Here is a 26449-nt window from a genome sequence, read left to right on the forward strand (position 1 = left end):
CGCACAGGTGCCGCCCCTTCGCTTTCGTACGCCGGATCCGTCGTCCGTCGGTGAGGGTGGGTGACGGATTCGGGGCCCGGAGTCCGGTGGACTACCGGTGGTCGCTCCCCTGCGAGGAGGAGGCCGCACGGCCCGCTTCCAGGCGCGCCACCGGGATACGGAACGGCGAGCAGGAGACGTAGTCGAGTCCCACCTCGTGGAAGAAGTGGACCGACTCCGGGTCGCCGCCGTGCTCCCCGCAGACGCCGAGCTTCAGGTCGGGGCGGGTGGCGCGGCCGGCCTCCACCGCCAGCTTCACCAGGGAACCGACGCCGTCGCGGTCGATCGTCTCGAACGGGCTGACGCCGAAGATGCCCTTCTCCAGGTAGGCCGTGAAGAACGAGGCCTCCACGTCGTCGCGGCTGAAGCCCCACACCGTCTGGGTCAGGTCGTTCGTGCCGAAGGAGAAGAACTGCGCCGCCTCGGCGATCTGACCGGCGGTCAGCGCGGCGCGCGGCAGCTCGATCATCGTGCCGATGGAGAGCTTCAGCTGGACGCCCGTGGCGGCCTCGACCTCCGCGATGACCTCGTCGGCCTCCTCGCGGACGATCTCCAGCTCCTGGACCGTGCCGACGAGCGGGATCATGATCTCCGCGCGCGGGTCGCCCTTGGCGGTCTTGCGCTCGGCCGCGGCCTCGGCGATGGCCCGTACCTGCATGGTGAACAGGCCGGGGATGACCAGGCCGAGGCGTACGCCGCGCAGACCCAGCATCGGGTTCTGCTCGTGCAGGCGGTGGACGGCCTGGAGGAGGCGCAGTTCGTTCTCGTGGGGCTCCTGGCGGGACTCCGCCAGCGCCACGCGGACCGACAGTTCGGTGATGTCGGGCAGGAACTCGTGCAGGGGCGGGTCCAGGAGGCGGACGGTGACCGGGAGGCCGTCCATCGCCGAGAACAGCTCCACGAAGTCCTGCTTCTGGAGCGGCAGGAGCGCCTTCAGCGACTCCTCGCGCTCGGCCTCCGTGTCCGCGAGGATCAGGCGCTCGACCAGCTCACGGCGGTCGCCGAGGAACATGTGCTCCGTACGGCACAGACCGATGCCCTGGGCGCCGAAGCGGCGGGCGCGCAGCGCGTCCTCGGCGTTGTCCGCGTTGGCGCGCACCCGCAGGCGGCGCTTGCGGTCGGCGAACGCCATGATCCGGTGCACCGCCTCGACCAGCTCGTCGGCGTCGTTGGCGCCGGCGTGCATCCGGCCCTCGAAGTACTCCACGACCGGGGAGGGCACGACGGGCACCTCGCCCAGGTACACCTTGCCGCTGGAGCCGTCGATGGAGATGACGTCGCCCTCCTCGACGACGTGACCGCCGGGGACCGTCATCCGGCGGCGCTTGGTGTCGACCTCCAGCTCCTCCGCGCCGCACACGCAGGTCTTGCCCATGCCGCGCGCCACGACGGCCGCGTGGGAGGTCTTGCCGCCGCGCGAGGTGAGGATGCCCTCGGCCGCGATCATGCCGTCGAGGTCGTCGGGGTTCGTCTCGCGGCGGACCAGGATGACCTTCTCGCCGGACCGGGACCACTTCACGGCCGTGTACGAGTCGAAGACCGCCTTGCCCACGGCGGCGCCCGGCGAGGCGGCGATGCCCCGGCCGACCTGCTGGACCTTCGCCTCGTCGTCGAAGCGCGGGAACATCAGCTGCGCGAGCTGCGCGCCGCTGACACGCTGGAGCGCCTCGGCCTCGTCGATGAGTCCCTGGTCCACGAGCTGCGTGGCGATACGGAAGGCGGCACCGGCCGTCCGCTTGCCGACGCGGGTCTGGAGCATCCACAGCTGCCCGCGCTCGATGGTGAACTCGATGTCGCAGAGGTCCTTGTAGTGGTTCTCCAGGGTCGCCATGATCTGCATCAGCTGGTCGTACGACTTCTTGTCGATCTGCTCCAGCTCGGCGAGCGGGACGGTGTTGCGGATGCCCGCGACCACGTCCTCGCCTTGGGCGTTCTGCAGGTAGTCGCCGTACACGCCCTGGTGGCCGGAGGCCGGGTCGCGGGTGAAGGCGACGCCGGTGCCCGAGTCGGGGCCGAGGTTGCCGAAGACCATGGAACAGACGTTGACGGCCGTGCCCAGGTCGCCAGGGATGCGCTCCTGGCGGCGGTAGAGCTTCGCGCGGTCCGTGTTCCAGGAGTCGAAGACCGCGTGGATGGCGAGGTCCATCTGCTCGCGCGGGTCCTGCGGGAAGTCCCGCCCGGCCTCGGTCTTGACGATCTTCTTGAACTTGGTGACGAGCTTCTTCAGGTCGGCCGCTTCGAGGTCGGTGTCCACCGCGACCTTCTTGGTGTGCTTGGCCGCCTCCAGAGCCTCCTCGAAGAGGTCGCCGTCGACGCCGAGGACCGTCTTGCCGAACATCTGGATGAGACGGCGGTACGAGTCCCACGCGAAGCGGTCGTCTCCGGCCTGCTTGGCCAGGCCCTGCACGGACTTGTCGGAGAGGCCGATGTTCAGGACCGTGTCCATCATGCCCGGCATGGAGAACTTCGCCCCGGAACGGACGGAGACCAGCAGCGGGTCGTCGGCCTGGCCGAGCTTCTTGCCCATCTTCGCTTCGAGCGCGTCGAGGTGTGCACTCACCTCGTCACGCAGTGCCGCGGGCTCCTCGCCACTGTCGAGGTAGGTCTTGCAGGCCTCGGTGGAGATGGTGAAGCCCGGAGGGACGGGAAGGCCCAGGTTGGTCATCTCGGCGAGGTTGGCACCCTTGCCGCCGAGGAGATCCTTGAGGTCCTTGTTGCCCTCGGTGAAGTCATAGACGAACTTCACGCCCTCGAGGCCGCTGTCGCCGGTCTCAGCTACGTGGGGATCTTTGTTTTCCGACACGGGTCTCGACTCCTCGACGACGCGGTGGCTGCCCTGACGACGGGGAACATACCCAGATCGAAGGCGTCTGGGTACGTCCACTTGCGTGTCATACGGCCGTAACCAGTCGTCCGCCAGCAGATCGAAAGTCAACAACAGGTAAGCCGCCGGGGCCTACAGCCTTCACTTCTTGAAGGAGTCAACGCCCGTAGATGCCGAATAGCGCTCACCTGAGCGGCTGCCAGCACGCCTGAGTTCAGATCGTAAACGATCAAAGGGTGGCACTGAGTGCCACCCTTTGGAGAAGTGCAGTCGCCCAAGATCCGCTCATCTGAGCGAAACCCCGATCAGGCGTGGCGAGAATCACGCCCGTGCCGGCGCCCGGATTTCACCATGCGGACCCGTCCCCGGAAGGAAACGCCGCCGTCACACGCGCCCGGACATCCGAGCACACCGATTTCAGACACCCATGGCGAGGAGTCGCTCCTCGACCCGCTCGGGCGCGTAGAGGTGCTCCACGACCAGCGCACCCGCTCCGACCAGGCCCGCTCGTTCGCCGAGCCGGGACGTGACCACCTCCAGCCGGGCGGTGGAGCGGGGCAGGGCGCGCTGGTAGAGCAGTTCGCGGACACCGGTGAGGAACGGCGTTCCGGCCAGATCCCCGGCGATCATGAGGACGCCCGGATTGAGCAGGGTCACCACGGTCGCCAGGACGTCGCCGACGTGCCGCCCGGCCTCCCGCGCGAACGCCGCCGCGCCCGGGTGCCCGGAGGTGAGCAGGTCGCGCACGTCCGAGCCCGACGCCGCCGGGACCCCGGTCCGGGCCAGTCTGCGCGCCACGGCACCTCCGCTGGCGACGGCGGCGAGACAGCCGTAAGACCCGCACCTGCACAGCGCGTCGGCGCCCTCCGGCACCCGGATGTGCCCGATGTCGCCGGCGCCTCCGTCGATGCCCCGGTAGATCGTGCCCCCTACGACCACCCCCGCGCCGATACCGGTGGAGACCTTCACCAGGACGAAGGCCGAGCAGTCGGGGTGGCCGGTGCGCTGCTCCCCGTACGCCATGAGGTTGGCGTCGTTGTCCACCAGGACCGGGACGGCCCCGGCGCCCGTGTGCTCGGTGAAGGCCCGGGTGAGGCGCCCTCTTATGTCGTAGCCGTCCCAGCCGGGCATGATCGGCGGCTGGACGACCCGCCCGGTGTCGAGGTCGACGGGGCCCGGCACGGCGAGCCCGATGCCGCACACCTCCCCCGGCCGGTGCCCGGCCTTCTCCAGCAGTTCGCCGAACCAGCGGCCCAGTTCGCCGAGCACCGCGTCCGGGCCGTCCTCGACGAGCAGTGATCCCGCGTGCTCGGCCAGCAGCTCGCCCGTCAGGGACAGCACGGCGGCGCGCGCGTGCCGGGTGTCGAGGTCGGCGGCGAGGACGACGGCGTGGGAGTCGTCGAACTCCAGCCGAACCGAAGGGCGGCCGCCGAGCGGCGAGTCCACCGGACCCGCGGCGCCCTCGCGCAGCCAGCCGGCCCGGAAGAGCCGGTCGAGCCGCTGCCCGACCGTGGCCCGGGACAGCCCCGTGGCCTGCTGCAACGCCCCTCGCGTGGTGGCCCGCCCACTGCGCACCAGCTCCAGCAGGTCGCCGGAGCTCGCCTGACTCCCGGTCCTCTGGGCCCTTGTGGCCATTCCTCTGCTCCCTGTGGTTCCGGTCGTGCGAACCTCTTGCATTCACCAACTCTGCATTACATATTGAGTTTTGCGTGTTAAATAGACGTAACCCTACGGTAGCTACTGCCGAACTGGTCGGCCGCATGTCTTCGGGGAGACCTGAGTGGACCGCACAACCCAGCTCACCGCCCGCCGCGCCACGCACCCGGATCCCGTACGCACCCAGACCCCGCCGCCCTCGTCCGGCCACGCCGGGAAGAGCCGGACCCACGAGGCCGTATACGATCCCGCCCGCCTCTCGGCGCCGCTGCACCTGCGGGCGGCGCAGGTGCTGGACAGCAACTGGACTGGCACGTCCACGGTGCCCTCGCGCAGCCTGTATCCGCACCAGTGGTCCTGGGACTCGGCGTTCATCGCGATCGGGCTGCGCCATCTGTCGCCGCTGCGCGCCCAGACGGAGCTGGAGACACTGCTCGACGCGCAGTGGGACGACGGACGGATCCCGCACATCGTCTTCAACCCCTCCGTCCCCCTCGACGCGTACTTCCCGAGCCCCGACTTCTGGCGCTCCTCGACCGCGGGGCGCGCCGCGGGCGCCCCGCGCACGGTACAGACCTCGGGCATCGTGCAGCCACCGGTGCACGCCCTCGCCGTGTGGCTGGTGCACGCCGCCGACCCGGGTCTGTCACGGGCGCGGTCCTTCCTCCCCCGGATGTACCCGCGCCTCGCGGCCTGGCACCGCTATCTGCTGCACCGCCGCGACCTCGGGGGCGGCGGTCTCGCCTCGGTGGTCCACCCGTGGGAACAGGGCATGGACAACGCGCCGAGCTGGGACGCGCCGCTCTCCCGCGTCATGCCCGCCCCGGCCCGCTCCTTCCGCCGCGCCGACCTCGACCACGGCGCCGCCGAGGACCGGCCCACCGACCTGGACTACGGCCGGTACGTACGCCTGGCGACGGACTACCGGGACGGCGGGTACGCGGACGGCGGACACCCGGCCGGCCGCGGTGGTTTCGCCGTGGAGGACCCGGCGTTCAACGCCCTGCTGATCGCCTCCGAACACGCCCTCGCGCGCATCGCAGGCGAACTGGGTGCCACGGGAACCGCCCGGCACGCGCGCGCGGAGCGGCTCACGGCCGCGCTGGTGGACCGGCTGTGGGCTCCCGCGGAGGGCATGTTCCTCTGCCGGGACGTGCGCACGGACGAGCTGATCCCCGAGCGCGGGGTCTCCGGCCTCGTCCCGCTGCTCCTGCCGGCCCTCCCCCGCGAAACGGCCGCGGCGCTCGTCCGGACGCTGCACGGGCCGCACTTCGGGCTGGGCGACACCACCCGGCTCGTCCCGAGCTACGACCTGACCGGGCACGCCTTCGATCCGCACCGGTACTGGCGCGGTCCGGCCTGGTTCAACACCAACTGGCTGCTGGAGCGCGGGCTCAGGCAGCACGGCGAGCACGCCCACGCGCACGCACTGCGCGACGCCCTGCTGGAGACGGCGGACACGTCCGGATTCGCCGAGTACGTGGACCCGTACACCGGCGGGGCCTGCGGAGCGCTCGGCTTCAGCTGGACCGCGGCGCTGACCCTGGACCTGCTGCACGAGGCACCCGACGCGGTGCACGGCACGGCGCGAGAGTTCGGCGAGGACGCCGAGGGAGGAGACCTGCGATGACGGACCGGCATCATCTGCTCGTACACGGCGGGACGTTCGCGGCCGTGGACGACGGCGGAGACATCAGCGGAGTGCGCGGCGGCAGCTCGCACTCGACTCCCGACGGGCTGTTCGTGCGAGACGCCCGGCACCTGAGCCGCTGGCAGCTGACCGTCGACGGAGCGGTGCCCGAGACACTGTCACCGGTCGCCGACGGCGACAGCGCCCGCTGCGTGCTCGTGCCGCGCGGCGGTCGGCAGGAGCCGCCCGCCCACACGCTCTTCCGTGAACAGGCCGTCACGGACGGGTCGTTCGTCGAGTCGCTGCGGGTCACCAGCAACCGCCCGGTGCCGACGACGATCCGCATCGCGGTCACCGCGGACGCCGACTTCACGGACCAGTTCGAGCTGCGTTCCGACCACCGGACGTACGCGAAGACCGGCGCCGTCCGCTCCCGCCGGATCCTGGACGACGGCGTGGAGTTCGGATACCGGCGCGGTGAGTGGCGGTCCTTCACGACCGTCACCTCCGACCCCGTGCCGGACGGTGTCGAGGAGACGGGCACGGGCGCGCGTCGCCTCGTGTGGACGCTCGACCTCGAACCGCACGGTTCGGCCGAGCTGGCCCTCCGGGTGGCGGCGCGCCCGCACGGTATGCCGCCCCCGGAGGTGCCTCCCACCCCGGCCGCCGCGAACGCCCGACTCCTCGCGCTGGAGGAGGAGTTCGCGGAAGGCGTGCCCTTCCCGACGGGCTGGCCCGAGCTGGCCGCGGCCTGTTCGCGGGGCCTGTCCGACCTGGCCGTGCTCCAGGTGCCGGCAACGGGCCCCGACGGAGAGGAACTTCGCGTCCCCGCCGCCGGAGTCCCCTGGTTCCTGACGCTGCTCGGCCGCGACGCCCTCCTCACGTCGCTCTTCGCGCTCCCCTACCGCCCCCGGCTGGCCGCCGCCACCCTGCCCGCGCTCGCCGCGGCCCAGGCGACGGAGGTCGGAGCGGGCACCGTGGCCCAACCGGGCAAGATCGTCCACGAGATGCGGCACGGGGAACTGGCGCACTTCGGGCAGGTCCCGTACGGGCGGTACTACGGCTCGGTCGACGCGACCCCGCTGTTCCTCGTCCTCCTCGGCGCGTACGTCGAGCAGACCGGCGACACGGCACTGGCCCGCAGGCTGGAGCCCCACGCCCGCGCGGCGATCGGCTGGATGCTGGACCACGGCGGGCTGACCTCGCGCGGCTATCTCGTCTACCGCGCGGACGAGGGCGGGCTCGCCAACCAGAACTGGAAGGACTCCCCCGGCGCCATCTGCTCCGGCGACGGCAGCCGGCCGACCGGCCCGGTGATGGCCGCGGGCGCCCAGGGCTACGCCTACGACGCCCTGCGCCGGACCGCGCACCTGGCCCGGACGGTGTGGGACGACGAGGTGTACGCGGCGTTGCTGGAGCAGGCAGCCGGGGATCTCCGCGACCGGTTCCAGCGGGACTTCTGGATGCCGGACCACTCCTTCCCGGCGCTCGCCCTCGACAGCGACGGGAACCACGTCGACGCGCTCGCCTCCGACGCGGGTCACCTCCTGTGGTCCGGTCTGCTGGACAAGGAGTACGGGGAGGCGGTGGGGCGCAGGCTCCTGGAGCCGGACTTCTTCTCCGGGTGGGGCGTACGGACGGTCGCCTCGGGCCAGCCCGCCTACCATCCGCTGTCGTACCACCGGGGGTCGGTGTGGCCGCACGACAACGCGCTGATCACACTGGGGCTCGCCCGGTACGGGCTCCACGACGAGGCGCGGACGGTCGCCCACGGCCTGGTGGACGCGGCGACGGCGGCGGGGCACCGGCTGCCGGAGGTTCTCGCGGGCTACGGCCGCGAGACGCATGCGGAGCCGGTGCCGTATCCGCATGCGTGCGTGCGCGAATCCCGTTCCGCGGCGGCGCCGTTGGCGTTGCTCACGGCCGTGGGGGGTGCGTGAGGCCTGCGGCCGGCTGCGGGATCCTGCGGGCCTTGGGCCGGTGGACATCGTGCGGGCCCGTCGTGGCTGATCGCGCAGTTCCCCGCGCCCCTGAAGGACGAAAGCCAGGGGCGCAGCCCCGCTTTCAGGGGCGCGGGGACCGCGCGACAAGCCCGCACCGGGCCCGCAGGGAACACTCAACCCCCGGACGTGTCCAACTCCGCATCCTCACTGATGCCGGCGCAGTCGTAAGGGTCCTTGAGCCAACCGTCCGGCAGGACAACCCTGTTGTTGCCGGACGTCCGCCCGCGGGGGCCGTCCGCGCCCAGCGGCCAGGGCTGGTCCAACTGCAACTCCTCAAGCCCCTCGGAGAGTTCGGCCAGTGACGAGGTGATCGCGAGGCGCTTGCGCATCTCGGAGCCGACCGCGAACCCCTTCAGGTACCAGGCCACGTGCTTGCGGAAGTCGATGACTCCGCGCGCCTCGTCCCCGATCCACTCCCCGAGAAGCGTCGCGTGGCGGACCATGACGGCCGCCACTTCCCGCAGGGTCGGACGGGCGCCGTATCCGTCGGGGCCCCCGGCCCGCGCGCCGGCCGGGCCCTCGAAGGCCGCCACCAGGTCACCGAAGAGCCAGGGCCGCCCGAGGCAGCCCCGGCCGACGACCACCCCGTCGCAGCCGGTCTCGCGCACCATCCGCAGCGCGTCGTCGGCCGACCAGATGTCGCCGTTGCCGAGGACGGGGATCTCCGGGACGTGCTCCTTCAGCCGCGCGATGGCGTCCCAGTCGGCCGTCCCGCCGTAGTGCTGCGCGGCGGTGCGGCCGTGCAGCGCGATCGCCGTCACGCCCTCCTCGACGGCGATCCGGCCCGCGTCGAGGTAGGTGATGTGGTCGTCGTCGATGCCCTTGCGCATCTTCATGGTGACCGGCAGGTCGCCCGCCCCGGACACCGCCTCGCGCAGGATCGCCCGCAGCAGGTGCCGCTTGTACGGGAGGGCCGAGCCGCCGCCCTTGCGGGTCACCTTCGGGACCGGGCAGCCGAAGTTCAGGTCGATGTGGTCGGCGAGGCCCTCGTCCGCGATCATGCGGACGGCCTTGCCGACGGTCGCGGGGTCGACGCCGTACAGCTGGATCGAACGCGGGGTCTCCGACGCGTCGAAGTGGATCAGCTGCATGGTCTTCTCGTTGCGCTCGACCAGCGCCCGCGTGGTGATCATCTCGCTGACGAACAGCCCTTTGCCCCCGCTGAACTCCCTGCACAGCGTGCGGAAGGGCGCATTCGTGATGCCCGCCATGGGGGCGAGCACGACGGGCGGCTGGACGGTGTGGGGGCCGATCCGCAGGGCGGACTTCACCGTGGACGTGGGCGTGGACATTCCCCCATTGTCGCGCACGCCGACCGGTGCCTCGGAAGCCACCGATGACCATGGTCGTTAGTTAGGCACACTACCGAAACGGGCGTACGCTGATGGGCATGCCCGAGCTCAGCCACCGCCGGCGACTGCTGGTTCTCGCGATCTGCTGCATGAGCCTGCTGATCGTGAGCCTCGACAACACCGTCCTGAACGTCGCGCTGCCCTCCATGCAGAAGGACCTGCACGCGAGCCTGGCCGGCATGCAGTGGACGATCGACGCGTACACCCTGGTCCTGGCCGCGCTGCTGATGCTCGCGGGTTCGACCGCCGACCGCATCGGCCGCAGGAAGGTCTTCCTCGCGGGACTGATCGTCTTCACGATCGGATCGGTCCTCTGCTCGCTCGCGCCCAACCTCGAATCGCTCGTCGCCTTCCGCATGATCCAGGCGGTCGGCGGCTCCATGCTCAACCCGGTCGCCATGTCGATCATCACGAACACCTTCACCGACCCGCGCGAGCGCGCCCGCGCGATCGGCGTCTGGGGCGGCGTGGTCGGCATATCCATGGCCGCCGGCCCGCTGGTCGGCGGCCTTCTCGTGGACTCGGTCGGCTGGCGCTCGATCTTCTGGGTCAACCTTCCGGTGGGCCTGGCCGCACTTCTGCTCACCCTCCGGTACGTGCCCGAGTCCCGCGCCCCGAAGGCCCGCCGCCCGGACCCGGTCGGCCAGCTCCTGGTGATCGCCCTGCTCGGCTCCCTGACGTACGCGATCATCGAGGCGCCCGACTCCGGCGCGGTGAAGACCCTCGCCTTCGGCGGCATCGCGTTCGTCGCCCTGGCCGCCCTCCTGTGGTACGAGCCCCGCCGCGACGAACCCCTCATCGACCTGCGCTTCTTCCGCTCGGCCCCCTTCAGCGGTGCCACGGTGATCGCGGTCAGCGCGTTCGCGGCGCTGGGCGGGTTCCTCTTCCTCTCGACGCTCTACCTCCAGAACGTGCGGGGCCTGAGCGCCCTCCACGCGGGTCTGTGGATGCTCCCCATGGCCGCCATGACGTTCGTGTGCGCGCCGCTGTCCGGCCGGCTGGTCGGCAGCCGCGGGCCCCGGCTGTCCCTGCTGGTCGCCGGCACCGCGATGACCGCGAGCGGGGTGCTCTTCGCCGCCTTCGAGGCCGAGACGGCGAACACGACACTCGTCATCGGGTACGTCCTGTTCGGGCTCGGCTTCGGCTTCGTGAACGCCCCGATCACCAACACCGCGGTGTCGGGCATGCCGCGCGCCCAGGCCGGTGTGGCCGCCGCCGTCGCCTCCACCAGCCGCCAGATCGGGCAGACGCTGGGTGTCGCCGTGATCGGCGCGGTGCTCGCGTCCGGCGTCGGCTCGTCCTCGTACCGGGACAGCTTCGTCGCGGCGGCCCGCCCCGCCTGGTGGATCATCGCCGCGTGCGGTCTGGCGGTGCTGGCCGTCGGCGCCCTGACCAGCGGCCCCTGGGCCCGGCGGACCGCCGATCGCACGGCACGGCAGCTCTCGTCGGCGGAGCTCAAGGAGTCGGCGGGCGTCGTCTGACAGCGCGGGCCGGTGGCGGCGCGGTCCGCCGCGCCCCGGCAGGACAGGGGCGCGGCCCGTCTTTCCGGGGCGCGGGAACTGCGCGACCAGCCCCCTCCCGGCCCGTACCCGACGACCCGACCCGCCGGGGCTCAGCCCCGCTCCACCGCCAGCGCGTGCAGCTTTTCCAGGCGCTCGCGGGACTCGTCGTCGACGGGCGCGTACGTGACCATGCGCGGCCCCTCCGCGGGACCGAGCCACAGGTCGGTGTGGACCAGGTCGAGCCGCCCGACGTACCTGTTGTCGAAGAACTTGGTCTTGCTGCGCGAGCCGACCACCTCGTGCCGCTCCCACACCGCACGGAACTCCTCGGACTCCGCGAGCAGCCGCTTGAGCAGCATCTTCCAGGCGGGGTCGGCGAGATGCCCCGCCATCGAGGCCCGGAACTTGGCGGCGATCAGCCGCACCGTCTCGTCCAGCAGCACGATCGAGGAGCGCCACTGCTCGTTCGTGGTGATGAGGACCATGCAGTTGCGGTCCTCCGGCGGCACGTCGTCGAGGTCGCACAACAGCCTGCCGTACGTGCGGTTGTAGGCGAGGATGTCGTACCGGCTGTTCTGGATGCAGGCCGGGAGGGGCTCCAGCTGCTCCAGCGTCCGCAGCAGCGCCGGGGTGATGGTGGGGCAGCGCGAGGCCGGGGTGGGGTCGACGGCACCGGCCAGCCGGAAGAGATGGGCCCGCTCGTTCCCGTCCAGCATCAGGGTGCGGGCGAGCGCGTCGAGGACCTGCACCGACACCTGGATGTCCCTGGCCTGTTCGAGCCACGTGTACCAGGTGACGCCGACCGCGGAGAGCTGCGCGACCTCCTCCCGGCGCAGGCCGGGGGTGCGCCGACGGCTGCCCCGGGGCAGGCCCACCTGCTCGGGGGTGATGTGCTCGCGGCGGTGCCGCAGGAAGGCGGCGAGCTCGTGCCGCCGGATCTCCGACTCGCCCGAGGGCACCCCCGAGCGCTCCGATCCCTCCGGGGCCCGGGATCCGTTCGCCCGTACCGCCGTCTCCTCTGCCATGGTCGTCATGCCTCCAGCCTGCCGCCCCGCTGATCCTGTTTCCAGGTACTCCTTCTACCAGGATAAGGAGACTCTGGTACCACCCTCGGGAGGAGGCGCACGCTCGACAGCGTGACCGAGATCCTTGCTCCCCGCACCGCCCGTTCGCCCGTCGCCCCGCCCGTGCTCGGCGGGCTCGGGCTCTTCACCGTGCTGCTCGGCGCGGCCCTGCCCCTCATCGACTTCTTCATCGTGAACGTCGCCCTGCCCACGATCGGCCACGACCTTGCCGCGAGCGAAGCGGTCCTGGAACTCGTCGTGGCCGGCTACGGAGTCGCCTACGCCGTGCTCCTCGTCCTCGGCGGCCGGCTCGGCGACATGTTCGGCCGGCGCCGGCTCTTCCTCGGCGGGATGATCGCCTTCGGGCTGACCTCGCTGGCGTGCGGCCTCGCACCGACCGCGTGGACGCTCGTCGCCGCGCGCGTCGCCCAGGGCGCGGCCTCGGCGGCGATGCTGCCGCAGGTGCTCGCCACCATCCAGTCGGCGACCGAGGGCCCGCGCCGCGCCCGCGCGATGGGCCTGTACGGCGCCACGGCCGGGCTCTCCATGGTGGCCGGGCAGATCCTCGGCGGCGTCCTGGTCGCGGCGGACATCGCGGGCACCGGCTGGCGCGCGGTGTTCCTGGTGAACGTGCCGGTCGTACTGGTGGGCCTGTTCCTGGCCGCCCGTGCCGTCCCCGAGACCCGCTCGCAGCACCCGGCGCCGGTGGACGGCCCCGGCACGGCCCTGCTGGCCATCGCCCTGGTGTCCCTGCTGGCCCCGCTGACCGAGGGCCGGGCGGCGGGCTGGCCCCTGTGGACGTGGCTGTCGCTCGCCCTGTTCCCGCTCGCGGCGACCGCCTTCTACCGCGTCGAGCGGCGGGCGGAGCGGCTGGGGCGCACCCCGCTGGTCCCGCCGAGCCTGTTCTCGAACCTCCCCCTCCGCCGGGGGCTGGTGATGATCCTGCCCTTCTCGATCGGCTTCAGCGGCTTCATGTTCGTCGTCGCGGTGGCGCTGCAGCAGGGAGTGCAGCTGAGCCCGGTCCGCGCGGGCCTCACCCTGGCCCCGATGGCGGTGTCCTTCTTCGTCGTCTCGCTCCTGGGCCCCCGGCTGGTGGCCCGCTGGGGTACGCGCGTGGTGACCGCGGGTGGCCTGGTCCAGGGGGTGGGTGTCGCCGTCCTCGCCCTCACGGTGTGGGGTTCCTGGCCCGACCTCGGCGGCCTCCAGCTCTGGCCCGGCATGGTCGTTGCGGGCGCGGGCCAGGCCCTCCAGCTCCCCGTCCTCTTCCGCGTGATCCTCTCCGAGGTGCCCGCGGCCCGCGCCGGTGTGGGCAGCGGTGTCATGATCACCGCCCAGCAGTCCGCACTGGCCCTGGGCGTCGCCACCCTCGGCACCCTCTTCCTCACGCTGACCCCGGATCTGGGCATGCGTGAGGCTCTGGCGACGACCCTCGCCGTCCAGCTCGTCGGTGTGGTCCTGACGACGGCCCTGAGCCTGCGACTGCCGCGCGTCATCGCTTGAGACGTCCACACCGTGCGCGGAACTCGCACACAACGCACCACCCGTGTACTCCTGTTGATGTTGTTCTTGCTGCACACTCCTTAGCGCGCGCAAGCCGAGCGCGACCACCAGGAGGCGTCATGCTGCAGGCCAACACCAGCAAGGTGAGCCGCTGGGACCAGCACGGCCGCGAGCACATCGTCCGGGTCCAACGCGCGGGTGTGCAGCGGACGATCAGGTGCGACACCTGCGGCTGGCGCAAGCCCGCCCAGTTCCTGCCCTGGCTCAAGGCCGAGGAACACCTCGCGGAGGCACACCAGGCGACGGTGGACCCGGCGCCGAAGGGCTGAGCACACCGGTCGCCCGGGCCCGGCGTCACGACGCGGCGCGCCGGGAGTCGAACCCACGACTCCCGACGCGCCGCGCTGTCGTTCGGAGCGGCATCCAGGACGTGGGCGAGCGGGACAGGAACAGGTGCCCGGCAGCGGAGGGCGATGTCACCGCCCGCTGCCCGCCGCCCGCCGCCCGCCGCCCTTCGGTCAGTTCCCGGCAGCCGCTCCCGCCACCGTCGTCACCCCTGGTTCAGCGGCAGCGCGATGTCCGCCACCTGCCGGCCGTGCCCGAAGGTGCCCAGTGAACTCAGCTTCCCCGTCAGCAGGTTGACCCGCCACGCCGTACGGCCGGTGACCGCGTAGCCGGTGTTCGTGCCGTTGCGCGTCGAACTGTGGATGTCGAAACCGGAGTTCAACGGCACGTCCACGCCCAGCTTCCCCGTCGGCGCGAGGTTGCCCGCGTTGGCGGGCGACTGCACCGACACCTGGTCCAGTGCGGTGTCGAGGTCGAAGAGGGTGGTCGCCGTCGACGCGTCGAGGTCGTTGTTCGTGTACGCGGCCCCGCTCACGCCGAGCGCGGTGGCACCCGGGTTCGGGGGCACCGGCGGGTTGGTGAGGGTCCCGTCGACGGCGGTGGTGCCGGGAGCCGGGGCGCCCGCCTGGTCGTCGAGGTTGTGACGGAGGTTCTGGCCGGTGTCGCTGATGACCCGCAGCCGGTTGGCGGCCGGGTTGAAGTCGACGCCGAACGCCTTGCCCTGCAGCGCCACGCCGAGCTGCGAGACCTTCGTGGCGCGGGCGCCCACCTCTCGGATCGTGTAGATGCCGCCCTGGTCCCCGACGGCGTACAGCTTCTTGTTCTGGACGCGGTAATCGATCCCGACCAGCGTCCTGTCGCCCTTGAGTCCGTCGACCTTCCCGAGCGGCAGCGCGGCGCCCGGCCGGTCGACCCGGAACGACACCAGCCGCTGGTCCGCCGTGAGCCCGACGGCCCGCAGCCCGCTCGGCGCGAGCGCCTCCGGCAGCCGGCCCGCACCGCCCTTGGCCTCGATCCCGGCCCTGGCCCCCGCGGCCCCCTTCTCCGAGGACCCGCCCAGCGCCCCCGCTCCCACGGCCCCGACCGTCCCGATCGCCACGGCCATCGCCAGTACGCCAACAACTGCCTGCTTACGCATGAGTGCCCCCGTAGAAGGTGCCGGCCCGCCCCCTGCGAGCCGTACGCCCCTCCTTCGGAACCCCCGGCCCTCTGGATTGCAAAAGCCCCAGTTCCATTACATCCGTTACGGACGTGACAGAACCGGGGCATTTGCAGGGGCTGCGCGCCTTCAGGGGCGTGGGGCCTTGTCACATGGCGGCTCCGCCGCGGGGCACGACCGGCTCCCACCGTCGCGCACCTGCGAACGGCGCCCCCGCGAAGCGGTCAGCAACCGATGAGGCGGCTGGCCAGGTACCCCTCGATCTGGTCCAGGGACACGCGCTCCTGCTTCATGGAGTCACGCTCGCGGACGGTGACCGCGTTGTCCTCGAGCGTGTCGAAGTCGACGGTCACGCAGAACGGCGTACCGATCTCGTCCTGGCGACGGTAGCGACGCCCGATGGCACCGGCGTCGTCGAAGTCGATGTTCCAGTTCTGCCGCAGAGCGGCGGCGAGACCCTTGGCCTTCGGGGACAGCTCCGGGTTGCGGGACAGCGGCAGCACGGCGACCTTCACCGGCGACAGGCGCGGGTCGAGGCGCAGGACGGTCCGCTTCTCCATCTTGCCCTTGGCGTTGGGCGCCTCGTCCTCGACGTACGCGTCCAGCAGGAAGGCGAGCATCGCGCGGCCGACACCGGCCGCCGGCTCGATGACGTACGGGGTCCAGCGCTCGCCGGCCTCCTGGTCGAAGTAGGAGAGGTCCTGGCCGGAGGCCTTGGAGTGCGCGGAGAGGTCGTAGTCCGTGCGGTTCGCGACGCCCTCCAGCTCACCCCACTCGTTGCCGCCGAACTGGAAGCGGTACTCGATGTCGGCGGTGCGCTTGGAGTAGTGCGAGAGCTTCTCGGCCGGGTGGTCGTACCAGCGCATGTTCTCCTCGCGCATGCCGAGGCCCGTGTACCAGTTCCAGCGCTCCTGCATCCAGTACTCCTGCCACTTCTCGTCCTCGCCCGGCTTGACGAAGAACTCCATCTCCATCTGCTCGAACTCGCGGGTGCGGAAGATGAAGTTGCCGGGCGTGATCTCGTTGCGGAAGGACTTGCCCATCTGGCCGATGCCGAAGGGCGGCTTGCGGCGCGAGGTCTGCTGGACCTGGGCGAAGTTGGTGAAGATGCCCTGCGCGGTCTCGGGGCGCAGGTAGGCGACGGAGCCGCTGTCCTGCGTGGGGCCGAGGTGCGTGGAGAGCAGGCCGGAGAACTGCTTGGGCTCGGTGAAGGTGCCCTTGTTGCCGCAGTTGGGGCAGTTGAGGTCGGTCAGGCCGTTCTCGGGCACGCGGCCGTGCTTGGCCTCGTAGGCCTCTTCGAGGTGGTCGGCGCGGTACCGCTTGTGACACGAGGTGCACTCGGTGAGCGGGTCGGAGAACGTGGCGACGTGACCGGAGGCCACCCAGACCTCGGTCGCCAGGATCACGGACGAGTCGATACCGACGACGTCCTCGCGCGACGTCACCATGTAGCGCCACCACTGACGCTTGATGTTCTCCTTGAGCTCGACACCCAGCGGCCCGTAGTCCCAGGCGGCTCGCTGGCCGCCGTAGATCTCACTGCACGGGTAGACGAAGCCACGGCGCTTGCTCAGGCTGACGATGGTGTCGATCTTGTCGGCGGCCACGGTGCTCTCTTCATTACGACGACGGGCGACGAAGCAGGGTTGCTTCACAGCGATTGCTTCAGAGCGAATGCCTCAGATTACCGGCGGCCCCGCCCCCCGGATCAAATCGGTTGGGGTCCTGGCCGGACACCGTCCCCCCACCCACCGTCACACCCTTCTCATACCGGGATGAAGCCCAGATCACAAGACAGCTTATTGACAATCGTTTCCACACCAGCTGAAAATGAGTGTCATGAACGTACGACGACGCCTCGCCGCCTCTCGAATAAACACAGCCGGGATCGCGGTCGCGGCGGCCACCGCCCTCACGCTCGGCTCCCTCTCCGCCTGCTCGTCCGACTCCAGCGCGGCCGACGGCGACAGCAGCGGGAAGCTCGACGTGGTGGCGTCGTTCTACCCGTTGCAGTTCCTCGCCGAGCGGATCGGCGGGAACCACGTCGACGTGAGCACCCTGACCGAGCCCGGCCAGGAGCCGCACGACCTGGAGATCAGCGCCAAGCAGACGGCGCAGCTCCAGGAGTCGGACGTCGCCCTGTACCTGAAGAACCTCCAGCCCTCCGTCGACGACGCGGTCGCCCAGTCCGAGATCAAGACCAAGATCGACGCGGCCACCCTCACCAGCCTGGAGAAGCACGGCAACGAGGTCGGCGGCCACGCGGCCGAGCACGACGACCACGAGGGCGAGGAAGGCTCCGGCGAGGACCCGCACATCTGGCTCGACCCCGTGAAGTACGCCGAGGTCGCCGAGGGCGTGGGCAAGGCCTTCGAGAAGGCCGACCCGGACCACGCGGCGGACTACAAGAAGAACACCGCGGCCCTGGTGAAGGAACTGGACGGCCTCAACACCCAGTTCGAGGACGGCCTGAAGAACACGAAGACGAAGGTCTTCATCACGACGCACGCCGCCTTCGGCTACCTCGCCGAGCGCTACGGCCTCACCGAGGAGGCCATCAACGGCCTGGACCCGGAGAGCGAGCCCAGTGCCAACCGCGTCAAGGACCTTGAGAAGATGGCCAAGGCCGACGGCGTCTCCACGGTCTTCTACGAGACCCTCGTCAGCGACAAGACCGCGAAGACCATCGCCGCGGACGCGGACCTCAGGACGGATGTGCTCGACCCGATCGAGGGCATCACGGAGAAGTCCCGGGGTGACGACTACTTCCAGGTCATGGAGGCCAACCTCAAGGCGCTGCAGTCGGCACTGGGCGCGAAATGACCGCGAAATGACCGCCACATGATCAGCTTCCGGAGGACGCCGGCATGACGAACGAGCCCGGCACATCGCCCGACACCCCGCCTGTCATCTCCCTGCGCGGTGTGACGGCCGAACTCGGCTCACGCCCCGTCCTGCGCGGCATCGACCTCACCGTGAACCACGGTGAGGTCGTCGCGCTGCTCGGCGCCAACGGCTCCGGCAAGTCGACCGCCATCCGCACGATCATCGGCCAGGTCCCGGTCACGGGCGGCGAGATCGAGCTGTTCGGCACCGCCCGGCGCCGCTTCCGCGACTGGGCGCGCGTGGGGTACGTGCCGCAGCGCACGACGGCCGCCGGCGGGGTGCCCGCGACGGTGACCGAGGTGGTGTCCTCCGGGCGGCTGTCCCGCGCCCGCTTCGGCATCCTGCGCAAGGCCGACCGCGAGGCCGTACGACGCTCCCTGGAGCTCGTCGGTCTGGCGGACCGCGCCAAGGACTCGGTGAACGCGCTGTCCGGCGGCCAGCACCAGCGCGTCCTGATCGCCCGCGCCCTCGCCTCCCAGCCCGAACTGCTGATCATGGACGAGCCGATGGCCGGCGTGGACCTGGCCAGCCAGGAAGTACTCGCGAGCACCCTGCGGGAGCAGGTCGCGGCGGGCACCTCCGTCCTCCTCGTCCTGCACGAGCTGGGCCCGCTCGAACCACTGATCGACCGCGCGATCGTCCTGCGTGACGGCTGCGTCCAGCACGACGGCCCGCCCCCGCGGGCCCTCGGCCAGCACGCCCTGCCGGGCCACGACCACGTACACCCCCACGCGGCTCACGACGCCGAACCGATCCGGACGGGACTGCTGAGCTGATCGCCATGAACCTCGAAATCCTCGACTACGCCTTCATGCAGCGGGCCCTGCTCGCCGCCGTCCTCGTCGGCATCACCGCGCCCGCCGTCGGCATCTACCTGGTGCAGCGCCGCCAGGCCCTGCTGGGCGACGGCATCGGCCATGTCGCGATGACCGGCGTCGGCCTCGGCTTCCTGCTGTCCTGGTCCCCGGTGTGGATGGCGACCGCCGTCTCCGTACTCGGCGCGGTGCTGATGGAGCTGATCCGCTGGTACGGGAAGACGCGCGGTGACATCGCGCTCGCGATGCTCTTCTACGGAGGCATGGCGGGCGGTGTGATGTTCATCAACCTCGCGCCGGGCGGTTCCAACGCCAACCTGACCTCGTACCTCTTCGGCTCGCTCTCCACGGTCTCCGAGGAGGACGTGACGGCGATCTGCCTGCTGGCGGCCTTCGTGGTCCTCGTCACGATCGGTCTGCGCCGGCAGCTGTTCGCGGTGAGCCAGGACGAGGAGTTCGCCCGGGTGACCGGACTGCCGGTGCGCGCCCTCAACCTCCTCACGGCCGTCACCGCGGCGGTCACGGTGACGGTCGCCATGCGCGTCGTCGGCCTGCTGCTGGTCTCCGCCCTGATGGTGGTCCCGGTGGCCGCCGCGCAGCAGCTCACCCGCAGTTTCGCGGCCACCTTCGCGATCTCGGTGGCCCTCGGCGTCAGCGTGACCATCGGCGGCACGGTGACCTCGTACTACCAGGACGTACCGCCCGGCGCGACGATCGTCCTGCTGACCATCGGCGCGTTCGTCCTGCTCACGGTGCTGGCGACTCCGCTGGCCCGCCGCAGGGCCCGGGCCGCCGCGCAGGCCGCGGCGCAGGAGGCCACCGACCCGGCGGAATGTGCGATTCCGGCCACCCGGACGCCCCCCGGGAAGGTCGGCGTCTGACGGAAACTCGTCGGCCTTGCCCGAGCTGGCACAATGGCCCGGCAAGCCGCAGACGTTTGGAGGCAACGGTGACGACCGCTGGACCGCCCGTTCGGGGCCGTTCCACCCGGCAGCGTGCCGCCGTGGCGGCGGCGCTCGACGAGGTCGACGAGTTCCGCAGCGCGCAGGACCTGCACGACATGCTCAAGCACAAGGGCGACTCCGTCGGACTCACCACGGTGTACCGCACGCTGCAGTCCCTCGCGGACGCCGGTGAGGTCGACGTCCTGCGTACGTCGGACGGCGAGTCCGTGTACCGCCGCTGCGCAAGCGGTGATCACCATCACCACCTGGTGTGCCGGGTGTGCGGCAAGGCCGTCGAGGTGGAGGGGCCCGCGGTGGAGAAGTGGGCCGAGGCCATCGCGGCGGAGCACGGTTATGTGAGCGTCGCCCACACCGTGGAGATCTTCGGCACCTGCGCGGAGTGCGCTGCGCGCGGCCAGGCGTAGAGAAGCAGGCGGTCGGCGGGTCGTTCTCGGGTGCGGCCCGGTGGGGGTTGTTCGCGCAGTTCCCCGCGCCCCTGCTCGCTAGGGGCGCGGGGAACTGCGCGACCAGCCAGGAACCGGCCGGCACCCGGGATCGAACCGCTCAGGCCCCTTCGGGGCGCCCCCGCATGCCCTCCTCCATCGCGAGGAGGTCCTCGTTCGGGACGGCGCCACCGAAGCGGCGGTCCCGCGAGGCGTACTCCACGCACGCACGCCACAGATCGCGGCGGTCGAAGTCCGGCCACAGGACGTCCTGGAACACCATCTCGGCGTAACTCGACTGCCAGATCAGGTAGTTGGAGGTCCGCTGCTCACCGCTCGGGCGCAGGAACAGGTCCACGTCCGGCATGTCCGGGTAGTACAGGTACTTCTGGATGGTCTTCTCGGTGACCTTGTCCGGGTCGAGCTTCCCGGCGGCGACATCGGCGGCCAGCGCCTTCGCGGCGTCGGCGAGCTCGGCACGGCCGCCGTAGTTGACGCAGAAGTACAGGGTCATCGCGTCGTTCTTCTGCGTCTGCTCCTGGGCGATCTGGAGCTCGTGGACGACCGACTTCCACAGCTTGGGCATCCGGCCGACCCAGCGGATCCGGATGCCGAGCTCGTCCATCTCGTCGCGGCGGCGCCGGATGACGTCCTTGTTGAAGTTCATCAGGAAGCGGACCTCCTCGGGCGACCGCTTCCAGTTCTCCGTCGAGAAGGCGTACAGGGACAGGTTCTTGACGCCCAGCTCCAGACAGCCCTTGAGGACGTCCATGACGACGCCCTCGCCGACCCGGTGCCCCTCGGTGCGCGGCAGACCGCGCTCCTTGGCCCAGCGGCCGTTCCCGTCCATCACGCACGCCACATGGCCCGGGACCAGCTCGCCGGGGAGCTTGGGCACGAGGGCGCCGGACGGGTGCGGCTCCGGCGTCTTGTACTCGCGGCGCTGGCGCCCCAGGATCCCGCGTACCACCATGTGCTTCTCGTCTCCCTCAGGCTCGTACGACTGTCAGTCGTCCTGCTACTGCTGCTGCTGTGGTGCCGTGCCGCTGGTGTGCGGCTTGTGCGTGGCTCGTCGCCGCGCGCCTCCTCGCCGGGTGCTCCTCGCTAGCTGCTCTTCTCCACGTACCGCAGGGAGCGCAGCCCACGCTCCAGGTGCCAGTGCAGGTAGGCCGACACCAGGCCGCTGCCCTCCCTGACGTACCGCGGCTCGCACGCGTCCGCGGTCGCCCAGTCCCCCGTCAGCAGCGCGCTGAGCAGTTCGAGGGCCCCCGCCGAGGGTACGACGCTGCCCGGCACCCGGCAGTCCACGCAGACGGAACCTCCCGCGGCGACGGAGAAGAACCGGTTCGGGCCGGGCATTCCGCATTTCACGCAGTCGCTGAAGCTCGGCGCGTAGCCGTTCACGGCGAGCGAGCGCAGGAGGAAGGCGTCGAGGATGAGGTGCGGTTCGTGCTCGCCCTGGGCGAGCGTGCGCAGTCCGCCCACGAGCAGCAGGTACTGCTGGACGGCGGGCTCGCCCTCGTGGTCCGTGAACCGCTCGGCCGTCTCCAGCATGGCCGTCCCGGCGGTGTAGCGGGCGTAGTCGGTCACGATCCCGCCACCGTAGGGAGAGATCGTCTCGCTCTGCGTGCACAGCGGCAGGCCGCGTCCGATCAGCTCGCTCCCGCGCGCGAAGAACTGCACGTCCACGTGCGAGAACGGTTCGAGACGGGCCCCGAACTTCGACTTGGTCCGGCGCACTCCCCGTGCGACGGCCCGCACCCGTCCGTGACCGCGGGTGAGCAACGTGATGATGCGGTCCGCCTCACCCAGTTTCTGGGTGCGCAGCACGATGCCGTCGTCGCGGAACAGACTCATGGGGCCATTCTCGCGTACGGAGTCAGCGGGCGTGGTCGGGGTGGCTGATCGCCTCCCACGGCGCCATGATCCAGGGGCTGGACCTGTTCGCCGGGTCCAGGAGTGACTTCAGGTGGGCGTCGGACACGGCGTGCGGGGCGGGGAGGTCCGCGTCCCGTGCGGTGCGGAGATTGTCCCGCCAGACCATCCGTCCCAGCAGATAGTGCTCGCCGTACTCCTTCCAGGAGCCGTACGACCTCACCACCGCCGGCACGATGTTCTTGAGCGCGGTCCAGGTGTCGGCCTCGCTGAGCATCCCGCTCGCGAAACCCCTCCGGGAGATGTCCACGTACAGTCCGGCGTCCCACGCGAGCGGTTCGACCCCGAGCCGCAGCCGGGCGCGGGCCCGGTATCCGCTCCGTGCGAGGCCGTCGAGCCGGCCGACCAGCTCGTCACGGGAGGTGATCTCCCACTGGTCGGCCAGCCACTGCCGGGCCTTGTCGTCGTCGATGCGGGTGAACGGGTACAGGGTCGTCCGCGAGGCGTCCTTGTCCCGGCTCACCGGCGCGCTGAGCGACACCATCCACAGCTGGTGCATGGTGAGCGGAACGGGGTACTTGCGCGCGGCCTTCTGCCTGCGACGTCTCCATATCGCCATGGCGCCGCACCCTATGCCAGAGCGTTCCCCGGCGATCCGGGGTGCCCCTCCCCTTCACAAAGCCCCTTCAAAAGGGCCTGAACGGGGGCTCCTTCAAGGGACCTCTCCACGGCTGCGTGCGTTGGTGTAGGCGGTCGCCGCGCTGAGCCGTTCCGCCGCGGTGGCGCCCCGGACGGCGTCCGGGGCGCAGTCCCACTCCCTGCCGCCGCCGTACGGCCTCAGTTGTACGTACGGACCCTCGTGCCCCATCACCACGCCCACCCGCCCGGTCCGCGTGTCGACGACGTACGTCCCGACCTTCGGCTTCATCCGAGCACCGCCGCGGGCCGGGACGCCGCCTCGACGGAACGCCGACCCCGTGCCCCGAACGGACCGAGGACGCGTACCGGACGCAGTGGACGCAGTGGACGCAGTGCGGGACTTTCGAAGCGGCTTCCACAGCGGCTTCCACAGCACCCTCTGAGCGCCTGCCGCGCCAAAGTTGCCGGGCCGAACCCGAGTGTCGGCAGTGTAATTCCTGCCGTCGCGAGTGCTTCGCGCAATTCCTTCACCGTTTCCTCCGCTTGTTCGACGCACGCCGTCGTGTGCCGTGCGTCGTGTCCCTGGCGGGCAGACTTCACGGTGTTCCCCCTTCTTTTTGGGTTTCACTCTTTTCGTCTCCACGAGGGCGCTCGCCGCTTAGACTTTGGAAGACCTCTACGCTCATCAACATCGGTGCGGCGCAGGGGGTGTTCGGCCACGCGGCGGACGGTTCACGCCGGACGACCTGGGGGTTCTCCGGAACGGAGTCGCGGGGGCACCGAGAGGAAGTCGGTTCGGCCCGGACCGAGTCGGGTTATCGCGCTTTTGTGTCGGGCGACTTAATCAGGCAATGCGAACGGGTCATTCGGTGGCCGCAGTTGAAAGCGCCGCAAAGAATCGAAAAGCCTCCGCGAACCGGAGGCCCATTCGAGAGGACATGGCGAAATGCCGGTCAAGGACCGGCATCGGGCGCCGACTTCAACCGGCGAGGGCGTAGAGAAGCACTCCCGCCCACACCAGCAGGACGACCAGGCCCGTCAGGACCAGGAACAGCGTCACCGCCACATGGTGGAAGCTGAGCGGGCCGGTCGCGGTGCGCGGGTCGAGCGGGTCGTAGGTGACGTCGACCGGTCCCACCCCGAGCGTCCCCACTCCGACGGAGCCGCGTGACTCGACCCGGGTGAACTCCTCGCCGTCGACCGTCCGGTAGCCGAGCCGCCGGAAGTAGAAGACGTTGCCGCCGAAACCCCGTACCGTCCCCTCGCCGCGGCCGGAGACCGTGATACCCCGGCGGCGCAGGGCGACGAGGTCCCGTATCAGCCGGACCCAGCAGAAAAAGAGCAGGCCCGCACCCGCGGGCCCCATCCAGCCGGTGACCGCGAGTGCGATGCCCGCGCCCTCGGGGCCCCGCCATCCCACGGCCCCGAGCACGGCGGCGTACGCGAGGACGGCCACGCCGATCGCGGCCAGTCGGCGCACTCGCGGGCTCGGGACCCGCTGCCGGGTGTGGACGAGGACCAGAGCGTGGCCGTCGGCCGCGGTCGCCGTGGTGCTCAGAGCCCGCTGGAGCTGCTCGGTGAAGGCCCGGGCCGCATGGGCGTTGCGGCTCGGGATCGACACCCCCGCGCCGAGCCCGTGCCGGGCCGCCCGGCCGTCTCCCGGATCACCGCTCAATTCGATGCGGACGCCCCCGCCCGGCGTCGACTCGGCTGCCCGCACGGCCCGTACGGGCATCGTCCAGGTGGTGGTCCCCCGGACGATCCTCAGCCGCTGCCCGTCGAACCGGGCGGTCGTTCCCCCGCCGGCGAGCACCACTTCGGGCGCACCGGTTCTCGCTCGTCCGTCTGACATGACCGGATCATAGTGGTACGTACGGCTCGCGCCGCCTCAGCGGTGTGCCGCCCGGCCGTAGTGCCGGGCCACCGCGCGGTACGCCTCCTTCGGCTCCCAGTGCCAGTCCGACTCCGGGTCGTCGGGCCGGTCCTTGATGGGCTTGACGACGGCGTAGGAGGCCATGTCGAGGTCGTACCGCGGATGGTCGGGGCGGTGCGGGGAGTCGGCGGTGACGAACTCGAATGCCATCGCCGCGTGCAGGTTCATCGACTCGAAGACGTCGAGGAGATCGGTGAGGTACGCCGCCTGTACGCGTTCGCTGCGCACCACGTTCCCCTTGATCTCCGGCGGCGTCTTCTCGTAGTCGACGATGCTCCAGCCCATCCCGCCCTGCTCCGGGGCTCCGACGAACGTGCAGGTACCGAACTCGGTGATGGCGAGCGGCTTGCCCCAGCGCAGGTACCCGCGCAACTCGCGTACGTAGTCCTCCCGTCGGGGGAAGTACGAGTAGTAGTCGATCCCCACGATGTCGAAGAGGTTCCAGTCGACCGGCTCGAACGACTCGTCCTGTGCGGCGGCGTAGCTGAGCCTGCCGCGGAAGACGGAGCGGCCGACCGTCGCGGCCTTCGCGGTGAACCGGGCGAGCCGCTGCTGCATCTTCGCGAAGTCGACGTTGCCCTTCTGCAGGTTGTCGATCCGCTCCAGGACGTCGGCTCCGGGCACGATCCCCGGTACGAACAACCAGAACTCGCAGCCCACGGCAAGGGTGACCTCGGCCCCCTGCTTCCGCAGCCGCTCCCCGTGGCGGCCCGCCTCCGCGAGATGGTCGAGGATGTCCCGCTCCGGCACGTCCCCCAGTGTCGGCTGCAGCCACACGTGCAGGCCGTGTTCCGCCACCTCGCTCGCCGTGGCGTTGAGCCGCTCCACCCCGTCGCCGGTGACCTCGACGGAGTCCGCGTGCAGTTCGCGGCCGATCAGCCGGATGTCCCTGCGCATCCGGCGCTCGCTCCACGCCGTCCCCGGGGTCTCCCCCGCCCCGACGGTGTAGACGACCCCGCGGTGGGTGAGCCCCCGGCGCCTGCCCGCCGTACCCGCTGTGCCCGCCGGAGCGGCCGTGGCGGCCGGCGCCGGGAGACCGGCCGCGGCTCCCACCCCCATGGCGGCCGCCGCGCCCATGAACCGTGCCCGGCTGATCCCTTCGGTCTTCCCCGTGTTCTTCTCCATGCCGCAAGTCTGTTGACCCGGGGCGCTCCCGGCTGTCGGCCGATGGTCTACGGCACCCCGACCAAGGGATGAGCTCCGGTCACCCGAAGTGGGCCCGTCAGGACGCGCGCCGCCCGTCGGTTCAGGGCGACCCGGGGCGGTCGGCCCGTCGGCCGCCCCGCGGGCCGGTCACTCCCCGAACCTGCGTACGTAACTCCGCTGCCACGGTGTCTCCACGGCGTGGCGGTCGTAGTTCCGCCGTACGAACTCCACGGCCTCCGCGGCCGGCACGCCGTCCAGGACGGCGAGGCAGGCCAGGGCCGTGCCCGTCCGGCCGCGGCCGCCCCCGCAGGCGAGCTCGACGCGTTCGGCGGGGTCCTCGGCCCGCTCCCAGGTCTCCGTCAGGACCTTCCGCGCGTCCGCCCGGTCCCGGGGCAGCCGGAAGTCGGGCCACCTCAACCACCGCGCCTCCCAGGGGACTTCGGGCGGTTCCTTGCCGAGGAGATAGACACCGTACGTCGGGCGGGCCGCCGCCGGGTCCAGGCCGTTGCGCAGCCCCCGGCCCCGTACCAGTCGCCCGGACGGCAGTTGGAGCACCCCGGGTTCCCTCTCGTCCCAACTCTCGCTCACGCGCGCCCCCGTGACTGCTGCGCGGCCCCTGCCCCGGCCTCCCGGAAGTGATCCGCCATGGCCTTCCGCACCCCCTCGATGTCGTGTGCTCACAGGGCGCCGACTA

The 26449-nt window shown here is 71.0% G+C and carries 22 protein-coding genes; 9 read left to right on the plus strand and 13 right to left on the minus strand.

The features are described 5' to 3' along the window. Nucleotides 1-91 precede the first annotated feature (91 nt). Both ppdK and KUF83_RS11110 read right to left on the minus strand, forming a co-directional pair. Nucleotides 92-2842, minus strand: coding sequence for a pyruvate, phosphate dikinase (gene ppdK, locus KUF83_RS11105; protein ID WP_374106044.1), 2751 nt, complete (start codon nt 2840-2842; stop codon nt 92-94). A gap of 438 nt (nt 2843-3280) precedes the next feature. Next, nucleotides 3281-4498, minus strand: a complete 1218-nt coding sequence (locus tag KUF83_RS11110) for an ROK family protein (protein ID WP_217454449.1) — start codon at nt 4496-4498, stop codon at nt 3281-3283. 145 nt (nt 4499-4643) lie between these two features. Between KUF83_RS11110 and KUF83_RS11115 the strand changes: the two genes are divergently transcribed. Further along, a complete protein-coding gene (locus KUF83_RS11115; RefSeq protein ID WP_217454450.1) occupies nt 4644-6149 on the plus strand; it encodes a trehalase family glycosidase in 1506 nt (501 codons plus the stop codon). After that, nucleotides 6146-8089, plus strand: a complete 1944-nt coding sequence (locus KUF83_RS11120) for a glycogen debranching N-terminal domain-containing protein (RefSeq protein ID WP_217454451.1) — start codon at nt 6146-6148, stop codon at nt 8087-8089. The genes KUF83_RS11115 and KUF83_RS11120 overlap by 4 nt, the downstream gene beginning before the upstream one ends. Nucleotides 8090-8265: 176 nt before the next feature. On the opposite strand, the gene dusB is transcribed toward KUF83_RS11120, so the two are convergent. Further along, on the minus strand, nt 8266-9444 hold the full coding sequence (dusB, locus tag KUF83_RS11125; protein WP_217454452.1) for a tRNA dihydrouridine synthase DusB: 1179 nt from the start codon (nt 9442-9444) through the stop codon (nt 8266-8268). 98 nt (nt 9445-9542) lie between these two features. Between dusB and KUF83_RS11130 the strand changes: the two genes are divergently transcribed. Beyond that, complete coding sequence (locus KUF83_RS11130; RefSeq protein WP_217454453.1) at nt 9543-10985, plus strand: MFS transporter; 1443 nt, start codon at nt 9543-9545, stop codon at nt 10983-10985. Nucleotides 10986-11116: 131 nt separating this feature from the next. On the opposite strand, the gene KUF83_RS11135 is transcribed toward KUF83_RS11130, so the two are convergent. After that, nucleotides 11117-12040: a helix-turn-helix transcriptional regulator gene (locus KUF83_RS11135; RefSeq protein WP_217454454.1), complete on the minus strand. Its 924-nt coding sequence runs from the start codon at nt 12038-12040 to the stop codon at nt 11117-11119. Between the two features lie 102 nt (nt 12041-12142). On the opposite strand from KUF83_RS11135, the gene KUF83_RS11140 reads away from it, so the two are divergent. Together KUF83_RS11140 and KUF83_RS11145 are read left to right on the plus strand one after the other, a co-directional pair. After that, nucleotides 12143-13570, plus strand: a complete 1428-nt coding sequence (locus tag KUF83_RS11140) for an MFS transporter (RefSeq protein ID WP_217454455.1) — start codon at nt 12143-12145, stop codon at nt 13568-13570. A 119-nt stretch (nt 13571-13689) separates the two neighbouring features. Further along, complete coding sequence (locus KUF83_RS11145) at nt 13690-13899, plus strand: hypothetical protein (RefSeq protein ID WP_217454456.1); 210 nt, start codon at nt 13690-13692, stop codon at nt 13897-13899. 221 nt (nt 13900-14120) lie between these two features. Here the strand turns inward: KUF83_RS11145 and KUF83_RS11150 are convergent, their stop codons facing one another. Both KUF83_RS11150 and KUF83_RS11155 read right to left on the minus strand, forming a co-directional pair. Then, nucleotides 14121-15053 (minus strand): DUF4394 domain-containing protein, encoded by a 933-nt coding sequence (locus tag KUF83_RS11150; protein ID WP_217454457.1) that lies wholly within the window; start codon nt 15051-15053, stop codon nt 14121-14123. A gap of 245 nt (nt 15054-15298) precedes the next feature. Further along, nucleotides 15299-16681 carry a glycine--tRNA ligase gene (locus KUF83_RS11155; protein ID WP_217454458.1) on the minus strand — a complete coding sequence of 461 codons (1383 nt, stop codon included), beginning with the start codon at nt 16679-16681 and terminating at the stop codon, nt 15299-15301. Between the two features lie 232 nt (nt 16682-16913). Between KUF83_RS11155 and KUF83_RS11160 the strand changes: the two genes are divergently transcribed. The 4 genes from KUF83_RS11160 to KUF83_RS11175 all read left to right on the plus strand — a co-directional run bounded on the left by KUF83_RS11160 (nt 16914) and on the right by KUF83_RS11175 (nt 20144). Next, nucleotides 16914-17897, plus strand: coding sequence for a metal ABC transporter substrate-binding protein (locus tag KUF83_RS11160; RefSeq protein ID WP_217454459.1), 984 nt, complete (start codon nt 16914-16916; stop codon nt 17895-17897). A gap of 44 nt (nt 17898-17941) precedes the next feature. Continuing rightward, a complete protein-coding gene (locus KUF83_RS11165; RefSeq protein WP_217454460.1) occupies nt 17942-18736 on the plus strand; it encodes a metal ABC transporter ATP-binding protein in 795 nt (264 codons plus the stop codon). A 5-nt stretch (nt 18737-18741) separates the two neighbouring features. Next, nucleotides 18742-19656, plus strand: coding sequence for a metal ABC transporter permease (locus KUF83_RS11170; protein WP_217454461.1), 915 nt, complete (start codon nt 18742-18744; stop codon nt 19654-19656). Nucleotides 19657-19724: 68 nt separating this feature from the next. Continuing rightward, nucleotides 19725-20144, plus strand: coding sequence for a Fur family transcriptional regulator (locus KUF83_RS11175; RefSeq protein ID WP_217454462.1), 420 nt, complete (start codon nt 19725-19727; stop codon nt 20142-20144). Between the two features lie 139 nt (nt 20145-20283). Here KUF83_RS11175 and KUF83_RS11180 read toward each other — a convergent pair whose 3' ends face one another. The 7 genes from KUF83_RS11180 to KUF83_RS11210 form a co-directional block, all read right to left on the minus strand. Next, entirely contained in the window at nt 20284-21135 is an 852-nt protein-coding gene (locus KUF83_RS11180) for an isoprenyl transferase (protein WP_217454463.1), read from the minus strand. Between the two features lie 131 nt (nt 21136-21266). Then, the gene (gene recO / locus KUF83_RS11185; protein WP_217454464.1) at nt 21267-22019 is read right to left on the minus strand and encodes a DNA repair protein RecO; all 753 of its coding nucleotides are present in this window, start codon (nt 22017-22019) and stop codon (nt 21267-21269) included. Between the two features lie 22 nt (nt 22020-22041). After that, nucleotides 22042-22656 (minus strand): DUF1266 domain-containing protein, encoded by a 615-nt coding sequence (locus tag KUF83_RS11190; RefSeq protein ID WP_254643670.1) that lies wholly within the window; start codon nt 22654-22656, stop codon nt 22042-22044. 93 nt (nt 22657-22749) lie between these two features. Next, a complete protein-coding gene (locus KUF83_RS11195) occupies nt 22750-22965 on the minus strand; it encodes a hypothetical protein (RefSeq protein ID WP_217454465.1) in 216 nt (71 codons plus the stop codon). A 690-nt stretch (nt 22966-23655) separates the two neighbouring features. After that, on the minus strand, nt 23656-24528 hold the full coding sequence (locus tag KUF83_RS11200; protein ID WP_217454466.1) for a hypothetical protein: 873 nt from the start codon (nt 24526-24528) through the stop codon (nt 23656-23658). A 36-nt stretch (nt 24529-24564) separates the two neighbouring features. Next, entirely contained in the window at nt 24565-25734 is a 1170-nt protein-coding gene (locus KUF83_RS11205) for an abortive phage infection protein (RefSeq protein WP_217454467.1), read from the minus strand. 168 nt (nt 25735-25902) lie between these two features. Next, a complete protein-coding gene (locus KUF83_RS11210; protein ID WP_217454468.1) occupies nt 25903-26343 on the minus strand; it encodes a protein-tyrosine phosphatase family protein in 441 nt (146 codons plus the stop codon). Between the last annotated feature and the right edge of the window lie 106 nt (nt 26344-26449).

This window comes from Streptomyces sp. BV286, from assembly GCF_019090165.1.
Lineage (GTDB): Bacteria > Actinomycetota > Actinomycetes > Streptomycetales > Streptomycetaceae > Streptomyces.

Excerpts from the sequence above, each read along its gene's own strand:
- KUF83_RS11110 (WP_217454449.1), bottom strand. The coding sequence starts at position 4,498 with ATGGCCACAAGGGCCCAGAGGACCGGGAGTCAGGCGAGCTCCGGCGAC.
- KUF83_RS11120 (WP_217454451.1), top strand. The coding sequence starts at position 6,146 with ATGACGGACCGGCATCATCTGCTCGTACACGGCGGGACGTTCGCGGCC.
- dusB (WP_217454452.1), bottom strand. The coding sequence starts at position 9,444 with ATGTCCACGCCCACGTCCACGGTGAAGTCCGCCCTGCGGATCGGCCCC.
- KUF83_RS11130 (WP_217454453.1), top strand. The coding sequence starts at position 9,543 with ATGCCCGAGCTCAGCCACCGCCGGCGACTGCTGGTTCTCGCGATCTGC.
- KUF83_RS11135 (WP_217454454.1), bottom strand. The coding sequence starts at position 12,040 with ATGACGACCATGGCAGAGGAGACGGCGGTACGGGCGAACGGATCCCGG.
- KUF83_RS11145 (WP_217454456.1), top strand. The coding sequence starts at position 13,690 with ATGCTGCAGGCCAACACCAGCAAGGTGAGCCGCTGGGACCAGCACGGC.
- KUF83_RS11150 (WP_217454457.1), bottom strand. The coding sequence starts at position 15,053 with ATGCGTAAGCAGGCAGTTGTTGGCGTACTGGCGATGGCCGTGGCGATC.
- KUF83_RS11160 (WP_217454459.1), top strand. The coding sequence starts at position 16,914 with ATGAACGTACGACGACGCCTCGCCGCCTCTCGAATAAACACAGCCGGG.
- KUF83_RS11165 (WP_217454460.1), top strand. The coding sequence starts at position 17,942 with ATGACGAACGAGCCCGGCACATCGCCCGACACCCCGCCTGTCATCTCC.
- KUF83_RS11170 (WP_217454461.1), top strand. The coding sequence starts at position 18,742 with ATGAACCTCGAAATCCTCGACTACGCCTTCATGCAGCGGGCCCTGCTC.
- KUF83_RS11180 (WP_217454463.1), bottom strand. The coding sequence starts at position 21,135 with ATGGTGGTACGCGGGATCCTGGGGCGCCAGCGCCGCGAGTACAAGACG.
- recO (WP_217454464.1), bottom strand. The coding sequence starts at position 22,019 with ATGAGTCTGTTCCGCGACGACGGCATCGTGCTGCGCACCCAGAAACTG.
- KUF83_RS11190 (WP_254643670.1), bottom strand. The coding sequence starts at position 22,656 with ATGGCGATATGGAGACGTCGCAGGCAGAAGGCCGCGCGCAAGTACCCC.
- KUF83_RS11195 (WP_217454465.1), bottom strand. The coding sequence starts at position 22,965 with ATGAAGCCGAAGGTCGGGACGTACGTCGTCGACACGCGGACCGGGCGG.
- KUF83_RS11200 (WP_217454466.1), bottom strand. The coding sequence starts at position 24,528 with ATGTCAGACGGACGAGCGAGAACCGGTGCGCCCGAAGTGGTGCTCGCC.
- KUF83_RS11205 (WP_217454467.1), bottom strand. The coding sequence starts at position 25,734 with ATGGAGAAGAACACGGGGAAGACCGAAGGGATCAGCCGGGCACGGTTC.